Here is a 16,460-nt window from a genome sequence, read left to right on the forward strand (position 1 = left end):
GCTAGCAAGACGAGGTCAGCAATGAAAGTAGGTATTATCGGCGCCATGGAGCAAGAAGTGGCCCTGCTGCGCAGCCAGATGAGCAACCCCACCACCCTGCAACTGGGCGGCTGTGAGTTCTATCAAGGGATGCTGGCGGGCAAAGAGGTGATCCTGACCCGCTCCGGCATCGGTAAAGTCGCCGCCAGCGTGGCCACCAGCCTGCTGCTGGAAAAGTTCGCTCCCGACTGCGTCATCAATACCGGCTCTGCAGGCGGCTTTGCCCAGGACCTGCACATCGGTGACGTGGTGATTGCCAGCGAGATGCGTTTCCACGATGTGGACGTGACCGCCTTTGGTTACGAGATGGGCCAGATGGCGCAGCAACCCGCCGCCTTCCCCTGCGACGAGAAACTCATCGCGGTCGCTCAGGATTGCATCGCCGAGCAGGGCAAGCACCAGACCAAGGTCGGCCTTATCTGCACCGGCGATCAGTTCATGTGCAAACCGGACGCCATCGCCAAGGCTCGCGCCGACTTCCCGCAGATGCTGGCGGTCGAGATGGAAGGTGCAGCGATCGGTCAGGTGTGCCACATGTTCAAGGTGCCCTATCTGGTGGTGCGTGCCATGTCCGATATCGCTGGCAAGGAACAGGTTGAATCCTTCGATGCCTTTATCGAAGTGGCCGGCAAGCACTCCGCCGAAGTGATCATCAAGATGCTCGGCAAGCTGTGATCGAGACCGGCTCGCTTGATTTGATGGCCGACGCCCTCCTCTCGACGATGGCGGCCATTCTGGTAGGTGCTGCTCTGCTGGAGGCGGTGATCCCGTGGCCATCCCATCTGCGTCTTTCGGCCGTCACGCCACTGCTGACCCGGCTGGGTCACAAGGTGCACAGAGCCGATGGCACGCCACGCCAGCAGCTGCAAGCAGGTATGCTGGCGATGCTGGTAGTCTGGCTCCCCTGCGCTGCCGGGCTCTGGTCGCTGCGCAATCTGGCCCTGAGCGAGCCGCTCTTCGACCTGCTGTTCCTGCTGCTGATGCTCGAATCCCGTCCACTGCGCGAACTCGCCCATGCCACTCGCTCGCTCGCCACCCAGGAGACCCTGCCGCTGGCAAGATTGCAGTCTGCCCCCTGGCTCAAACGGGAAACCGGCAAACTCTCTGCCATGGGGCTCGCCAAAGCGGTGACGGAGAGCTGCGCCCTGCGTCTGGTCGGCCAATGGGCTGGCCCGCTGCTGGGATTTGCTCTGGCTGGCGTACAGGGCGCCCTGCTCTGGCGGCTGGTGCAGCTGATGAATCAGAGCTGGAGTCGCAAAGATCCCGCCTTCGAACACTTTGGTCGCGCCGCCAGCGCCCTCTATCAGGGGCTCAATGCCTCCGTCATTTTGCTGCTGGCGCTGCCACTGCTGGCAAGCCGTCTCAAACAGGCCGCACAGCTGCTGCGCAGTGGCGCGCTCTGGCCCTATCCCGCCATGGGGATGCTGCTCACTCTGCTGGCCGAAAAGTGCCGATTCCGAGTTGGTGGCCCTCGCTACTATCAAGGGACTCTCCAGCGCTGGCCCGTCATCGGCACTGGTGCTGAACCAGATAGCGAGTCACCGCGCAAGGTGCTCAATATTCTGCAAGCAATAGGTTGGGGCTGGTTGATGCTGGCGCTGATTATCACGGTAGCGGGGTTATTTCATGGGTAGGGTGTTGCGCTTGCCGATCTGGCTGCCCTGCGTGCTGCTTGCCTGGTTGCCCGGTGTCCTGCAGGCCGCGACCCCGAACCGGGTGGTGAGCGTGGTGCCACATCTTACCGAGCTGCTTTATGACATCGGAGCCGGTGACAAGCTGGTCGCCATCGACGATGCCTCCGACTATCCTGCCGAGGTCAAAACCAAACCAAAGGTAGCGAATTATCGCAGCATCAACGTCGAGGCGCTGCTGGCGCAAAAGCCGGATCTCATTCTCGGCTGGCGCTCGGCTCAATCACGGATGCTGGCCCCGTTGGAGCAGCTGGGTATCCCGGTTTTCTACTCAGAGCCTACCGATTTTGCCTCGCTGGCCACCGAGATGCGGGCTCTCGGCAAATTGCTGGGAGTGGAAACGAGTGCCAACGAAGCCGCCGATCGCTATCTGGCACGCCTGCATTCCCTGCAACAGCGCTATGGCAGGCCAACCGGCGTCAAGGTGTTCTACCAGCTCTGGTACCCGCCGCTCACCAGCGTGAGCGGCAACGCCTGGCCTGCGCAGGCCATCGAACTCTGCGGCGGGATCAACATCATGGCGAATGCCAAGACCCCCTATCCTCAAGTTGACATGGAACAGGTGATCAGGGCCAACCCCACGCTGATCCTGGCCGGGAGCCAAGATCCTGACGCCCTGCGTCACTGGCGAAAGTGGCCAAATCTCGACGCGGTGCAGCATCAGCGACTCGATTTGATCAACTCGGATGAGCTGCACCGCTTCACCCCGAGAGCCCTCAATGCGGTGGAGCAGATTTGCCAAGCTATCCAGCTAAGCTCGCAAAGCATCAGCACATCTTGATACATCACTAATGATGAGGATCGACCTGAAGTGTTCTGGGTAGCAACCAAATCTTTAGAACTGTTTTTGTGTGAATGGATCACACTCTTTGCCAAAAAAACTGGTACTTTATTTGCTAGCATATGATTCATCTACTGTTTTTATGACGAGATGCCCACAATGTTCAACGATAAAACGCTACTGATCACAGGTGGCACCGGCTCGTTTGGCCAACGATTGGTCAAAACAGTACTGGAACGTTATAAACCCAAACGCCTTATCATTTATTCTCGCGACGAGCTGAAGCAGTTCGAGATGCAGCAAGAGTTCAACGACCCCTGCATGCGTTATTTCATTGGGGATGTCAGAGACGCCAACCGCCTTACCATGGCAATGCGCGGCGTGGATTACGTAGTTCATGCAGCCGCACTCAAGCAGGTTCCTGCCGCTGAATACAACCCCATGGAGTGCATTAAAACCAATATCCATGGTGCAGAGAACGTTATCCAGGCCGCTTTGCTCAATCAAGTCAAAAAAGTTATTGCCCTCTCCACTGACAAAGCCGCCAATCCAATCAATCTCTACGGCGCCACCAAACTGGCATCAGACAAACTCTTCGTGGCAGCAAACAACATCGCGGGGCAGGATCCCACCCGTTTTGCCGTAGTTCGCTACGGTAACGTGGTCGGTTCTCGCGGCTCTGTCGTCCCCTTCTTCCAAAAGCTGATTGACCAGGGAGCAGATGCGTTACCCATCACCCATGAGGAGATGACGCGTTTCTGGATCACTTTGCAGCAAGGGGTGGATTTCGTGCTGGAAAATTTTGGGCGGATGAAGGGGGGGGAAATATTTGTTCCCAAGTTGCCATCCGTCCGAATTACGGAGCTCGCCAGTGCTATGGCCCCTCACCTGCCACACAAGATCATCGGCATTCGCCCGGGAGAGAAGCTCCATGAAGTGATGTGCCCTGCCGATGACTCTTATCACACCTTCGAGTTTGATGACTTCTTCGTGATTGGCCCAACCATCAACTTCAATAATCGCAACAACGACTTCTCCAAAACAGCTGCGGGCGAAAAAGGAAAAATGGTAGAGCAGGGCTTTGAATATAACTCTCGCAGCAACCCTCACTTTTTTACCATTGAACAGCTTTTGAAAATGAACCAAAAAGGGAGTGCAGAATGATCCCATATGGCCGCCAATCCATCAGCCAGGCAGATATCGATGCTGTCGTGGAAGTTCTCAAGTCCGACTTCCTGACTCAGGGGCCAGTCGTCCCCCGTTTCGAGCAAACAGTAGCTGATTACTGCGGAGCTAAATTTGGGGTGGCGGTCAATTCAGGTACTGCAGCACTCCATATCGCCTGTCTGGCGCTGGGCGTCGGCCCCGGCGACAGGGTCTGGACATCCCCCATCAGCTTTGTTGCATCCGCCAACTGTGCTCTCTACTGCGGTGCACAAGTCGACTTCGTCGATATTGAGCCAGATACCGGCAACATGTGCGCCTTGGAGCTGGAAAAGAAACTAATTGTTGCTAAAGCGGCGGGCAAGTTGCCCAAAGTCGTTATCCCGGTGCACTTTGCCGGCCTCCCCTGCGACATGCAGGAGATCCGCCGCCTGGGACAAGAGTATGGCTTTCGGATCATCGAAGATGCCTGCCACGCCTTGGGAGCTCGCTATCACGATGAACCAACCGGTAATGGTCGCTACAGCGATATAACCGTTTTCAGCTTCCACCCGGTGAAGATCATCACCACCGGTGAAGGGGGGATGGCCATGACCAACGACCCTGCGCTCGCCAAGACGATGCGCATGCTCCGCAGCCATGGCATCACCCGCGAACCGGAAGACTTCATCAATGAACCGGATGGCCCCTGGTACTACGAGCAGCAGATGCTCGGCTTCAACTACCGCATGACCGACATTCAGGCTGCACTGGGGGTGAGCCAGATGGTACGCTTGGAGGAATTTCTGACCAAGCGCCGCACCATTGCCGCACGTTATCAGGCCAAACTGCCTAGCCTGGGGCTTGAGATCCTAGCCAACCGAGAGGGGCGTCTCTCGGCATGGCATCTGTTTGTAATAAAGATACCCGCAGATGATCGAAAGGTTTTTTTTGAACAACTTCGTTCTGCAGGACTCGGAGTTAATGTGCACTACATGCCAATCTATTCTCAACCATTTCACCATATGATAATCAAAAAACACCCAACATCCGAAATATTCTATCAACAAAGTATATCAATCCCTCTCTATCCAGGTTTGACCAAGCAACAGGAGAAGGTCATATACCATTTGGAAAATATCATATCCAAATAAGTCGAATGCCATCCAAATATGAGAACTATATGTTGATTTCGAATTTTATAATAGGGTTAGTTATTTTAAATTCACGACGAAGCATATGATATATCTCATCAATTGACTTGGATGACAATGAAGCTATTAATATTTTTTGACTTGGATTGTGTTTTAGCACATCAATACTTTCAACTTTATGACCTCTAAAAAATATATTTTTTTCTACAGACTGCCCATGAATTACACCGTTCACATTAAACAATTTATTATTCAAGAATGAGCCAAATAAAGCATCAGCAGTTTCACCCGTCCCATACACATATATATCACCCCCCATCTGTTTCTCGTTGCTATCGTAATCAACAATGCTGAACAACTCGCCATACAGCCTGAGGAAATCAACAATGCCAATCGCATTATGGCCTATATAATCAATAGCAAGGGATGTACATTCATCACAAATGGTCATCTCTCTCTTTCGTTCTTGGATGTCGTTGAAATCCATCTTAAATAAATCACCAACGAGTCCCCTATCGCCACATGTTTTTTCCATCCCGCAACACATAAGTACATTGCAGCTTTCATCGATCGAAAGTCGTTCGAATTGTGGGCAAATATAATCGGTAGGTCTTTGTCGCTGCATCTTCCCCAGATGTTCTGTGAAAACTTCCGTCGAAATCACCTCAATTTGGTTAGGTTTCATAGCCTTTGTCAGAAAGTGGCGAAACATGTTGTAACCATTTAAATATGCAAGTGACGGAACGAAATTTATGCAAACTTCCTTTGCAAAATTTGCTGCCAAGCTTATTTCATGCAGATTAAACTTGTATATATGATAAGCAAGATTTATGGGGCCTGTATAGCGACTAGAACGAAGAGATAAAACCATATCAGAGATATTATTTTTGATCCTGTCAAATTTGAAACCATGAATCCTATCGTATGAGTCCTGACTAAAGCCAGGCATTGAAAAGGTTATATTTTTTAGACGAGATATCTGTTCCTCATTAAATGATATACATATAGATGCATTAGTACTGAGGCTATAAAATAGCTCATTGCGATTTAATATATCTATTATCATTTTTAGATCTTTGTGTAAGAATGGCTCCCCCCAGCTATATAGAATAACCTCACAGTCAGGAGCAATTATTTTTTTGCTCAGCATATGAGTGATGGCCCCAGAAAAGGTCTCAATATCGATAAACTTTCCCTGTTTACGATGTTCAGAGCCAGATATTGAATCTTTACCACTTACACAATATCGACAGTGTGCATTACAAACCCCAGAAATGTCGAAATAAATTCTTTTATACATATAGCTCCTGTATTTTATATCTGATGTTGTAGTGTCGCTGATTATTTGAGTCGCTTCAAAAATCCACTTGGAGCTACAGTTATAAGCAGCTTATGGGCAATATTCTCGTCGATACAAAAATCAGAGCAGTTTTTCATAAACTCGAAAACAGCTGTTTTAGGATTATTACCTTTCCCCCACGGTCGGTCTGGAAACAGACTATCTGGCATATCTTCAATGATGGTATCAAATACAACACAGTAACTACCGACGCTGACCAATGATGCATACGCGTTTAACTCGGCAAGAACATGGTCATGCGTATGGTTGCTATCTAGACAAACGAGTACTCTGTTATATTTCCGTGCAAGCTCTCTGACTTCAGAAATCACCTTTTCATCCGTACTTGATCCTTGAATCATGTGAATCCTTGATGACATTGGATGTTTTTCAATCGCTTCTCGATTATGACTCCGAATATCAATATCAATTCCAATGACTTTCCGTTCTGATCGTTTAGCATCAAATTTTTCATCACGTTCAATGGCTTCGCACAAATCTAGTTGTGCCAGCATCGAAGCACTAAATATAAGTGATCCACCATGAGCAATGCCGGTCTCAATAATAAGATCTGGACGTATTTCCCAAATCAACTCCTGCATTACCCATGCGTCATTCGGAAACTGTATAGCAGGCCTTCCCATCCATCGAAAGTTATATGACCATTTATGGGGGGCTATCTCCCTAATCCAGATCCTTGATAAAGCTTGTAGATCCATATCTGACGCGAGAGAGCGAATATTTGTCTCAACTTCTTCTTTGAATAGATCATTATGATTCATCAGCAAACTCCTGCCAAGGTATAGTTCCAGAATGGATAAATTTTTTCCCATGAGCCCCACAATTTGCAATCAGATCAAGAGCTGACACGTAAGGAGTAAAGTTTCCGAATAATTGGGGGTATGCTGCTTTCTGATAGTTCATATATTCAACAGAAATACCAGATGTTAAAAATTGCTCATGGTTTAAGTAATTTTTAGCACCGTGCCCAGTGACATATATATTTCCACCAAGTCTTTTAACAATTCCAAGTAATCTGTCAGTGCTATTGCCGGACACATTTAATTGGCTAGATTCATAAAAAATAGTGGATGGAACGAGTTCAAAGTACTCGGCCAATGCGACAGTCGAACGTCTTGATAGGTCATTTAATGTATTACAGGGTAAAGAGAAAACTCCATCTACAATATCCATAACATCTTGGCAATAGGGAGCAAATGAAAATGCCTCCTTGAGAAGGATTTTGTGTTGTCTTTGCCAATCTATTGAGTTGTCAATTTCTATTTCATTTATTTTTTCTTTCTGATGATGTTTTTTTAGAGGAACAGTCATCCAGACAATGCCTCTTGACGTTTTAATTTGTACACGGTTGAAAAAACCACGAGAAAACTGAACATCATCATAGTGTACAAAAATATCAGCTAGACGGATTTGCTCAAGCAATCCAACCCATGGGAAGTACATGGATTGTGATATGACAACTCGTTTGTTATCGACCATTACCGTATCCAATATATTTTCTCACTTTTCAAAAAGTCTTCGAAGGCATCTGCTAATTTTTTACTCCTGAGAGACTGGCTGTTCCATGAATGCGCGGGGTATGTGTTTAAGTTGTCTTTAGACTTGTATAAATAACTAACGCCATCCAGAAGTACTGACTCACACAAAACAAGAAATATATATAGCTTCTGCGCAAAAGAGAGCCGCTCTAATTGCTGTATATCATGCATATTGACTACAGAGCCAACCACTTGAGCCACGAGCTCGCCACCATCCGTACTTCCATCAACAAAGTGAGCTGTTGCGCCAACAAATCGGACCTTTTTTTCAAAGGCCCGCTGCAGAGAGTTAAATCCAGGAAACGCAGGCAACAAAGAAGGATGTATATTTATGCACGGTTTAAATGAATATATCGACGAGCTGATCAGCCTGGTAAAAAAAAGACAAACCCAGTCGACATTATTTTCAAAAAATAACCACTGGCTGGCTTTACATGAAAAGCCAACATTATCATTATCAATTATTCTAGTGTAAGAGACACCTAACTCGTCACAGGCTCTTTCTATCCCACATTCACGATCCGTAACCACATATGCAGATACTTCATAGCCACACGACTTTAGCAAGTTAATGCCTGTCGCGAATACAGAACCACCGCTTGAAGCAATAATACCAAGCCGCATCATACTGAACTTATCGCCGAATTATATTTCATATCACAATCCTTATCTTTATTATCCACATCCCGATATAAATAAATAGTGTATTCGAATAAAGGATAAGAATGATCAATTCTAACTTTCGATGATAACTCACTCATACACCAGGCGAGCAATTCCGCCGGGTTTCGGTAATACAAATTATCAACTTGAAAGTTAACATGGGTTGTCATGACATTGAAGGCAATCCCAACACGACACAAGCTAAACATTTTTTTTATTAGTTCATGAGCATAGCGATCCATTAGTTTATGACTGACATTCAGTTTTTGCGTCAAAATACCATTGCAAACGACATAATCATATTGCCCAGAACACGAATCATTCAATATATCAATACACCTCCATTCATCGTTAGGATGGAGGCTCTTTGCTGAATTAATCATGGGCAAACTGATATCGATTCCAGTGTATTTTACGGGCATTTTTTTTTGTCTGATCAACTCAAGCAAACTTCCATATCCGCAGCCGACATCCAAGATTGAGCTGGCGGTTGAAACACTAGTCACATCTATGACATTCAGCATTTTCTCAAGGCGCAATAAATGACCTGTTTTATTATCACCCCAATCAACCCCTTTGGAGTTTCGGCCATGCTTAATGAATGTATTTGAATAGTGTTCACATAACAACTGACTAATTTTTTGATTATTCATCTCTCTAATTACTCTTCAGCACGGAACGAATGATTTTGATGATTTTCTCTAGAGATTCATCGCTCATATCATGATAGCTTGGAAGATTTAGCGCACTTTTAGATATAAATTTCGCGAGAGCATTACAGTTATTTTGCATGAACATGGGCAGAGATGACAATGGATGAAAAAATACTCGCGCATCTATATTTTCAGTGCTGAATTTAAATTTCAGCTGTTCAACTGCCTCCGAACCTGATTTTTCAATCAGAATAGTTGGCATCCAGGCACCGTTAATCGTACCGCTCGGTTCTGGATTCATTTTGACTCCATCGACACACAATAATTCACGCCGATAGCAATCTAAAATATATCTCTTCCGCGAAACTAACTCTTCGATTCGTTCCATCTGGCCACAGCCAATCGCAGCCTGAATGTTCGACATCTTGTATTTATAACCCACAACGTCAGGCCAGAACTGACGAGTCTGTCCACGAGCCCGGCCGTGGTTGCTGAGCGTTAACACACGTTCATAGAGGTCAGCATCGTTGGTAACAAACATGCCGCCCTCCCCAGTAGTCAGGGTTTTGGTTCCATGGAATGAGAAAGCACCAAAACAGCCCATGGAACCAGCTCGCCGTCCGTGATACACAGAGCCAATCGCCTCAGCGGCATCTTCAATCACCGGAATGCCATATCTCTCACCAATAGCCAACAACTGATCCATATGGCAGAGATTACCATACAGATGTACTGCTAGGATGGCCTTGGTGCGTGGCGTAATTGCCGCCTCAACCAATTCAGGATCAAGGCACCAAGAGTCCGGCAAGATATCGACAAAAACAGGCGTCGCCCCCAGATGGACGACGGGTGCAACACTGGCAATCCAGTTGCTATCAGCCAATATTACTTCATCGCCAGCACCTATTCCTAACGCAGCCATCCCCATATGCAAGGCGCCGGTACAACTTGACGTGGCAATCGCATATTTCACCCCCAAATAGTCACGAAAAAGCAGTTCAAAGCGGTCAATATATTCGTAACAGCGCTCACCCCATCCGTTAGTCGCCGCATCTGTGGCGTAGCCAATTTCTAGCTCGGTGATAGATGGTTTGGTATATAAGATACGCTCACTCATAGGAACTCCAGATGAGGAACCGCAACGACAAAACGAGTTCCTGCTGCCCTCAGGTGCGCCAATTGATGGCTGATTTCATCAGCCAAATTCCAAGGTAAAATCAGGACAAAATCTGGTGGATTAGCCATCAGTACTTCTGGCGACAAGATTGGAATATGGCTGCCAGGCATAAATCGCCCCTGTTTCGAGCCGGCTGCATCGCAAACATAAGGCAGCAGATCTGGACGAATACCGGCATAGTTCAACAATGTATTGCCTTTAGCAGCAGCACCATAGGCTGCCACCGTCTTCCCCGCTTGATACTGTGTTAATAAGAAAGAAAGTAGTGAATTTTTTACTCTGTCCACATGCGCTTGAAATTCCAGATAGAGGTTCAACTGATGTAATCCAGCTACAGCCTCCTGATACAAACAATCTGCGACAGCCAGAGTATCCGGTCGTTGTTCATCGGCATGACAGGCAAATACCCGTAAACTTCCACCATGGGTCGCTAATGACTCGACATGAAACACTCTCAGGCCAACCGAAGCCAACATCCGCTGCACCGTCTGCAGCGACAGATACGAAAAATGCTCGTGATAAACCGTATCAAACTGAACCTGCAGCAGTAATTGCAGCAGATGAGGAAACTCCAGCGTCAGCGTTCCACCAGGATTAAGCAGATACTTCAAGCCACGACAAAAATCATTGATATCCGGCACATGAGCTAGAACATTATTACCGATCAGTAGATCCGCCCCTTGTCCTTTTCCTCTCATTTGTTGAGCTAACTCGGAACCAAAAAACTCCCGGATAATCGGAATATCCAGCGATTCAGCCGCAGCGGCAGTACCAGCGGTAGGTTCCACTCCTAGGCAAGGAATCTCTGCGGCGACAAAGTTCTTCAGCAAATACCCATCGTTGGCTGCAATCTCAACCACATGACTCTTGGACGTAAGAGACAATTCGTCAATCATACGCGCACAATAACGGGCTGCATGAGCTAACCAGCTGGTCGATGTACTTGAAAAATATGCATAATCTGCACAAAAAAGCTGATCTGCCGAAGCAAAATCCTCCGTTTGTACCAGCCAGCACCGGTCACACACGCACAAGCGTAATGGGTAGGTTACTTCTGGTCGGGAGAGATCGCTGGCAGACAGATAGGCATTCGATGGCGGAGCAAAGCCCAGATCGAGAAAACGATGGACCAGCAGGGTACCGCAGTGTCGGCATCTCATCGAATTATCACTCCCTGAAAACTGTCGTTTAATGCAGAATGCTGGCGATCTCGTGCGGAGATTTCTGTTATCGGCATCGGCCATGAAATCTGAAGATACGGATCCAACGGATCGAGTCCTCCTTCTGCTGCAGCAACATAGGCTGCCGAATGACAATAAAGCATTTCGACGTCATCACTCAGAGCCTGAAAACCGTGCGCAAATCCTTCTGGAATCAGCAAAGAACGGTGGTTATCACCCGAAAGCTCCTCCGCATGCCACATCAGAAAAGTCGGTGAACCAGCCCGAATGTCGACAATTACGTCCCAAACCCGACCTCGAGTACAAGTCACCAACTTTTTCTCGGCATGCGGTGGATATTGGAAGTGAAGACCACGGACAGTGCCGCAACGGGACGTACATGTCAGATTGACCTGTGCCACGCATGTCCCCCACCCCAGCACCAACAACTCTTCGACACAGAAGAGTCTGCTCAAAGCACCGCGTGAGTCACCATGCACTTCACGCTGCAACAATCTGGCACCAAGCGGCTCTGACAATAGGGTAAAACGATTCATGGCTGAGCCTCGTAGGCTTTAATTTGTTGCTCACACAAGTCTCGGGCCCTCCCCCCCTGATACCAGTCGCGATACCAAGACATGGTCTTCTCAACGGCCTGTGGCAATGACCACCGAGGTGAAATGTTCAGAGTATGTCGCGCCTTGGCTGTCTCCAGCGCCAGCCAACTGGTCTCATGAGGGCCTGACTCACCCACCAAACGCCAAGCCTTATGACTGAGCCCATAACTTAAAGCCGCCAAATCCACCACCTGCGCCACACTCGCAGCATCCCGGCTATCTGGACCAAAGTTATAAGCCCCCGCCAACCGAGGCTCTTGATACAGACGTTGTGCCAACACCATATAGGCAGCAACAGGCTCCAAGACATGCTGCCACGGCCGAACAGCCTCAGGGCGCCGAATGGATAAAGTCTGACCACCTTGCCAGGCCCGTATTGCGTCAGGAATCAAACGATCGACGGACCAGTCCCCTCCACCGATAACATTGCCTGCTCGCGCGGTTGCAATAGCAACGCCTCGTGCTGCCAGAAAAGCATCACGATAACTGGTAATAACCAGTTCGCTGGCCGCCTTACTCGCACTATAGGGATCATGTCCTCCCAATAGGTCGGTTTCGCGATACGGCCAGATGGACTCCTGGTTGTAATAGACTTTATCCGTGGTCACCATGACAAGGCTCTTAACCGAATCCAACGTACGGAGCGCTTCTAATAGATAAACAGACCCCATCAAATTGGTTTCAAATGTCCGCGCAGGCTCACGATACCCCTCGCGCACTAATGACTGCGCCGCCAGATGGAATACCACTTCAGGTTGCGATTCCTGAACCAGTGGCACGAAATGTTCCGGTGCACAGACATCACAAATATGGTGTCGACATATCTTCGCAACCTCTGCAGCCTCGAACAGATTTGGCGTTGAATGGGGCAGCAAGCTAATTCCCGTCACATCCGCCCCGAGGCGATGCAACCATATAGTCAGCCAACTCCCCTTAAACCCTGTATGCCCGGTAACGAGCACTCTCTTTCCTGACCAAAAGGATGCATAGAGACCTCGTCTCATTCCCAAACCCTCCAGGGAGCCTTGTGACTGGCCCATAGCTCCTCCAGTTGATTTTTCTCGCGCAACGTATCCATCGGCTGCCAAAAACCTTGATGCTCAAATGACACCAACTGCGACATATCGGCCAACTCAACCAAAGGTTCTCCTTCCCAGCTACAGTGGTCGCTATCCAACAACTTGAACACGTCAGGAGAAAGCACAAAAAAACCGCCATTAATCAGGCCCCCATCACCGCGCGGTTTTTCAGAAAAACCTGTCACCAAATTTCCGTCTCGAGTCAAAGCCCCATAACGGCCTGGCGGTGAAACAGCGGTAACAGTCGCCAGCTTGCCGTGGCTATGGTGAAACTCTATCAGTTTTCCAATATCAACATTGCTGAGACCATCACCATAGGTAAAGCAAAAAGCCGATTCACCTTTCACATACTCTTCGACACGCCGCAATCGTCCACCTGTAAGCGTATCTTCACCGGTGTCGACTAATGTCACCCGCCAGGGTTCCACATGGTTATGATGGACCTCCATTCGATTATTCGGCATATCAAACGTGACATCAGACATATGTAAAAAATAATTTGCGAAATATTCTTTTATCACATAGCCTTTATAACCAAGACATATTATAAAATCATTAACACCATAGTGAGAATATATTTTCATAATATGCCAAAGGATCGGTTTACCACCAATTTCAATCATGGGTTTAGGTCGAAGATGAGACTCTTCGCTGATCCGGGTGCCTAAACCACCCGCTAGAATAATTGCTTTCATTATTTTCACCGATCATCGTTAATCATCAGGCTATGTATACCTCGGTATTGCTGCAAGGCATGGATGATTTCATATTCTAGATATTGCTTTATTCGCGGGTCTCCATCATATAAATTAGCTAATGAATCTAACTGGTAAATGATGAAATCATAATTACTCAAATATATATCTTTTTGACCAGTAACTCGCTCATCCGAGGTTTCCGACGTTGCAGAAAAAAAGCGGGCATAATATTTACACCCTTCAACAAATTTAATATTTCCATACCAAAGCAAGTGACAAATCATTACGAAATCCGCACCAAGCTTCATTCTGAAATCAAAGTTTTGCAAAAGTTCTCGTCTAAATAAAGCCTGACACATAGCACACAGAGTTATGTTTTTTGTCGCTTGAAGAAAACGAGCAATTCGTCTTTTTGAAAACGTATGGATAGCCTTTTCCATTCGACCATAATCGATGCCATCCAGGATCTTATGTGGTATACCAAATGCCATTGACAGTGATTCATCATGATCGAGGGTTTCTTTCATCGCAGACAGGTAACCATCCGAAATATAGTCATGCCCCCCAAGCCACATAAAATATTGTGAGTCAGAAATATCATATAACTGTTTGAAGTTTTCAAATGCACCTACATTTTTCTCTTGCCTAGTCAGGATAAATCGTTTATCGCGAGCACAGATATCATTGATAATGTTCCATGTATTGTCGGTTGAACAATTATCAGACACGTGAAAGCAAACATTGTCTTCATCTTGCCTAATTAAAGAAAGTAGAGTCTGCTCTATATATTTTTCTTCGTTGAAAACAGGAACACCAACATAGCATTTGAATTTTGGCATCTTTCAACCACCCTCTAACTTTAATAAGATTTAAATCTGTGCAAATGGAAAACAAACTCATCTACGTTGGTAGATGTAAAAGTCCGAGAACGAACCAGTTAAATGGTCTCCTGTATATGGATATATATTATTTATTTTATTAGTCTGCAACCAATTCGGGAAATGCCTGGAAATATATTTTTCAATGTTTCGATGCTTAATATGCTTCGGGGATAACTCGTTATCATCCGTATTGCTAGAATATATAACAACATATTTATCTGCTACACTAAAAAGCTGTTTCATGTAATTAAAGAACACAGCATCCTCAACTAAATGAAATATTACATCAAGCGATATAGCCAAATCTGCCCGATGTTCTTTCAGCTCATCAGAGATTAAAAAAATTTTTCTTACATCATTTATGAATTTTTGTTTACAGATGTTTATAGCTGACGGACTGACGTCAACACCTATATAGAAATTATAATCTGCATACGACAATTGATTCCCATCGCCACACCCAAGTTCGATAACGCTATCAATATTATTAACCTTTACGAATTCGTTCAATACTGCAGATTTGAACTCGGCAAATTTTTCATATGAACCAGCGCCAGAATTCCCACCAGTTGCATATCTTTTTTCCCAATATAGTTTTGAATTAAACTCCTCCATATCACCCCCGATTAAACTCACTAACAACGTCATCATAAAATGACTCTAGAATTTCGGTCTGCCTGACGATGTCAAAGTTATTCTTTACAAAAGCATACCCTTTTTTCCCCATGGCATGGGCTAGCTCATCATCCATCAGAAGCCGATATAGATATTCTGCTAACGATTTATCATCTCTTTCATCAAACGCATATCCAGTCTCCCCATGAATCAGTCCCTCCCCCTTCCCCCCTCTGGATGATGTGATGACAGGCACCCCTAAACTCTGAGCCTCCAACAAAACCAACCCGAATGCCTCCGATTCCCCATTACCGATAGTGATACTGGGCAAGCATAAAACCTTTGACTCTGATATTTCTCTCATCACATTAGCACTAGGTAGCACGCCTAAAAACGAAACATTTAGATTGTATATTTTGGCAAATTCTTCCAATCCATTACGCAGAGGACCATCACCGATGATTCGCAGATGCACACCATCAATCCTTTTTTGCAAGATGCGCATGGCCCTTAACAAAAAAATACAGCCTTTATTTTCTGTCAGTCTACCAACAAATATAACTTCCTTGTTGTGCTGTTTGAACTTAAGATTAAATTTTTCAGCATACGAAACATCCACCCCTATCGGGATATGGGTCACTTTGGATGGAGATATACCAAACTCTATGGATCTCTGATGGATAGCCTTTGAGACGGCAATAAACCTTACTTTGGGGTCTGTGGACATTTTCACCAGTTCTTCGGGATAAGTAATCATGCTCCGACCACCGAGCCCATTCTGCCACCAATCATGATTTCTATTAATATCATAACCATGTAGTGTTACAACCAATGGAACATCCATTTCCTTAGCTAATGGATAAACGCGCAGTGCATCGACAGCAAAATGCGCATGAATTAGCTTATAACCGGCATTCTTAAATGAATTAGCCTTTGACAACAGGGACGAACGAACAAATTCATTTACAGCCCGGTTCATTGATAAATTTTTATAATGCTCCTCGTTTTTCAGCAACGTATCAACCTCCAGCCCCTGAAGCGACAAGCCGTTATCTAATCTGACCTCTCCCAAGATGGCTGCATGCCAACGTTTCAAATGACAAACCTGAGCCAAGACAAATGTTTCAGAATATGGCAGAAGATGAGTTCTAAAAACCAGAAGCTTGTTCATTATCAATTAACCACCATAATTAAAATTCCGCCGCAATGGC

Annotated in this window: 18 protein-coding genes; 5 read left to right on the forward strand and 13 right to left on the reverse strand. The window is 46.6% G+C overall.

The features are described 5' to 3' along the window. Positions 1 to 21 precede the first annotated feature (21 nt). The 5 genes from mtnN to pseC all read left to right on the forward strand — a co-directional run bounded on the left by mtnN (position 22) and on the right by pseC (position 4,808). Positions 22 to 714 (forward strand): 5'-methylthioadenosine/S-adenosylhomocysteine nucleosidase, encoded by a 693-nt coding sequence (mtnN, locus tag G5253_RS01335; protein ID WP_040067225.1) that lies wholly within the window; start codon positions 22 to 24, stop codon positions 712 to 714. Beyond that, positions 711 to 1,673: a cobalamin biosynthesis protein CobD/CbiB gene (locus G5253_RS01340; protein WP_266133851.1), complete on the forward strand. Its 963-nt coding sequence runs from the start codon at positions 711 to 713 to the stop codon at positions 1,671 to 1,673. The genes mtnN and G5253_RS01340 overlap by 4 nt, the downstream gene beginning before the upstream one ends. Continuing rightward, the gene (locus G5253_RS01345; RefSeq protein WP_266133850.1) at positions 1,666 to 2,511 is read left to right on the forward strand and encodes a cobalamin-binding protein; all 846 of its coding nucleotides are present in this window, start codon (positions 1,666 to 1,668) and stop codon (positions 2,509 to 2,511) included. Before G5253_RS01340 ends, G5253_RS01345 begins: the two co-directional genes overlap by 8 nt. A 159-nt stretch (positions 2,512 to 2,670) precedes the next feature. Further along, the gene (pseB, locus tag G5253_RS01350) at positions 2,671 to 3,675 is read left to right on the forward strand and encodes a UDP-N-acetylglucosamine 4,6-dehydratase (inverting) (RefSeq protein ID WP_216950542.1); all 1,005 of its coding nucleotides are present in this window, start codon (positions 2,671 to 2,673) and stop codon (positions 3,673 to 3,675) included. Beyond that, positions 3,672 to 4,808 carry a UDP-4-amino-4,6-dideoxy-N-acetyl-beta-L-altrosamine transaminase gene (pseC, locus tag G5253_RS01355; RefSeq protein WP_266133849.1) on the forward strand — a complete coding sequence of 379 codons (1,137 nt, stop codon included), beginning with the start codon at positions 3,672 to 3,674 and terminating at the stop codon, positions 4,806 to 4,808. The genes pseB and pseC overlap by 4 nt, the downstream gene beginning before the upstream one ends. Positions 4,809 to 4,833: 25 nt before the next feature. On the opposite strand, the gene G5253_RS01360 is transcribed toward pseC, so the two are convergent. From G5253_RS01360 to G5253_RS01420, 13 genes are read right to left on the reverse strand one after another with little or no spacing between them, the layout of a single operon-like run. Beyond that, positions 4,834 to 6,108: a radical SAM protein gene (locus G5253_RS01360; RefSeq protein WP_266133848.1), complete on the reverse strand. Its 1,275-nt coding sequence runs from the start codon at positions 6,106 to 6,108 to the stop codon at positions 4,834 to 4,836. Positions 6,109 to 6,149: 41 nt separating this feature from the next. Next, positions 6,150 to 6,929: a cephalosporin hydroxylase family protein gene (locus G5253_RS01365; protein ID WP_266133847.1), complete on the reverse strand. Its 780-nt coding sequence runs from the start codon at positions 6,927 to 6,929 to the stop codon at positions 6,150 to 6,152. Continuing rightward, entirely contained in the window at positions 6,919 to 7,647 is a 729-nt protein-coding gene (locus G5253_RS01370) for a WbqC family protein (RefSeq protein WP_266133846.1), read from the reverse strand. Before G5253_RS01370 ends, G5253_RS01365 begins: the two co-directional genes overlap by 11 nt. Beyond that, positions 7,647 to 8,333, reverse strand: a complete 687-nt coding sequence (locus G5253_RS01375; protein ID WP_216978537.1) for a formyltransferase family protein — start codon at positions 8,331 to 8,333, stop codon at positions 7,647 to 7,649. Before G5253_RS01375 ends, G5253_RS01370 begins: the two co-directional genes overlap by 1 nt. Then, a complete protein-coding gene (locus G5253_RS01380) occupies positions 8,330 to 9,022 on the reverse strand; it encodes a class I SAM-dependent methyltransferase (protein WP_266133845.1) in 693 nt (230 codons plus the stop codon). Before G5253_RS01380 ends, G5253_RS01375 begins: the two co-directional genes overlap by 4 nt. A gap of 4 nt (positions 9,023 to 9,026) precedes the next feature. Continuing rightward, positions 9,027 to 10,139 carry a DegT/DnrJ/EryC1/StrS family aminotransferase gene (locus tag G5253_RS01385; protein WP_144715576.1) on the reverse strand — a complete coding sequence of 371 codons (1,113 nt, stop codon included), beginning with the start codon at positions 10,137 to 10,139 and terminating at the stop codon, positions 9,027 to 9,029. Next, positions 10,136 to 11,443, reverse strand: coding sequence for a methyltransferase domain-containing protein (locus tag G5253_RS01390; protein ID WP_421202609.1), 1,308 nt, complete (start codon positions 11,441 to 11,443; stop codon positions 10,136 to 10,138). The genes G5253_RS01385 and G5253_RS01390 overlap by 4 nt, the downstream gene beginning before the upstream one ends. Beyond that, the gene (locus tag G5253_RS01395; protein WP_266133844.1) at positions 11,356 to 11,916 is read right to left on the reverse strand and encodes a dTDP-4-dehydrorhamnose 3,5-epimerase family protein; all 561 of its coding nucleotides are present in this window, start codon (positions 11,914 to 11,916) and stop codon (positions 11,356 to 11,358) included. The genes G5253_RS01390 and G5253_RS01395 overlap by 88 nt, the downstream gene beginning before the upstream one ends. Next, on the reverse strand, positions 11,913 to 13,016 hold the full coding sequence (gene rfbG, locus G5253_RS01400; RefSeq protein ID WP_266133843.1) for a CDP-glucose 4,6-dehydratase: 1,104 nt from the start codon (positions 13,014 to 13,016) through the stop codon (positions 11,913 to 11,915). Before rfbG ends, G5253_RS01395 begins: the two co-directional genes overlap by 4 nt. After that, positions 12,977 to 13,750, reverse strand: coding sequence for a glucose-1-phosphate cytidylyltransferase (rfbF, locus tag G5253_RS01405; RefSeq protein ID WP_266133842.1), 774 nt, complete (start codon positions 13,748 to 13,750; stop codon positions 12,977 to 12,979). Before rfbF ends, rfbG begins: the two co-directional genes overlap by 40 nt. A 5-nt stretch (positions 13,751 to 13,755) precedes the next feature. After that, entirely contained in the window at positions 13,756 to 14,592 is an 837-nt protein-coding gene (locus tag G5253_RS01410; RefSeq protein WP_266133841.1) for a glycosyltransferase family 2 protein, read from the reverse strand. A 57-nt stretch (positions 14,593 to 14,649) separates the two neighbouring features. Next, complete coding sequence (locus G5253_RS01415; protein WP_144715567.1) at positions 14,650 to 15,285, reverse strand: class I SAM-dependent methyltransferase; 636 nt, start codon at positions 15,283 to 15,285, stop codon at positions 14,650 to 14,652. After that, positions 15,251 to 16,420, reverse strand: coding sequence for a glycosyltransferase (locus G5253_RS01420; RefSeq protein WP_266133840.1), 1,170 nt, complete (start codon positions 16,418 to 16,420; stop codon positions 15,251 to 15,253). The genes G5253_RS01415 and G5253_RS01420 overlap by 35 nt, the downstream gene beginning before the upstream one ends. Positions 16,421 to 16,460: the final 40 nt, after the last annotated feature.

This window comes from Aeromonas sp. 602658, assembly GCF_049173005.1.
GTDB lineage: Bacteria > Pseudomonadota > Gammaproteobacteria > Enterobacterales > Aeromonadaceae > Aeromonas > Aeromonas veronii_A.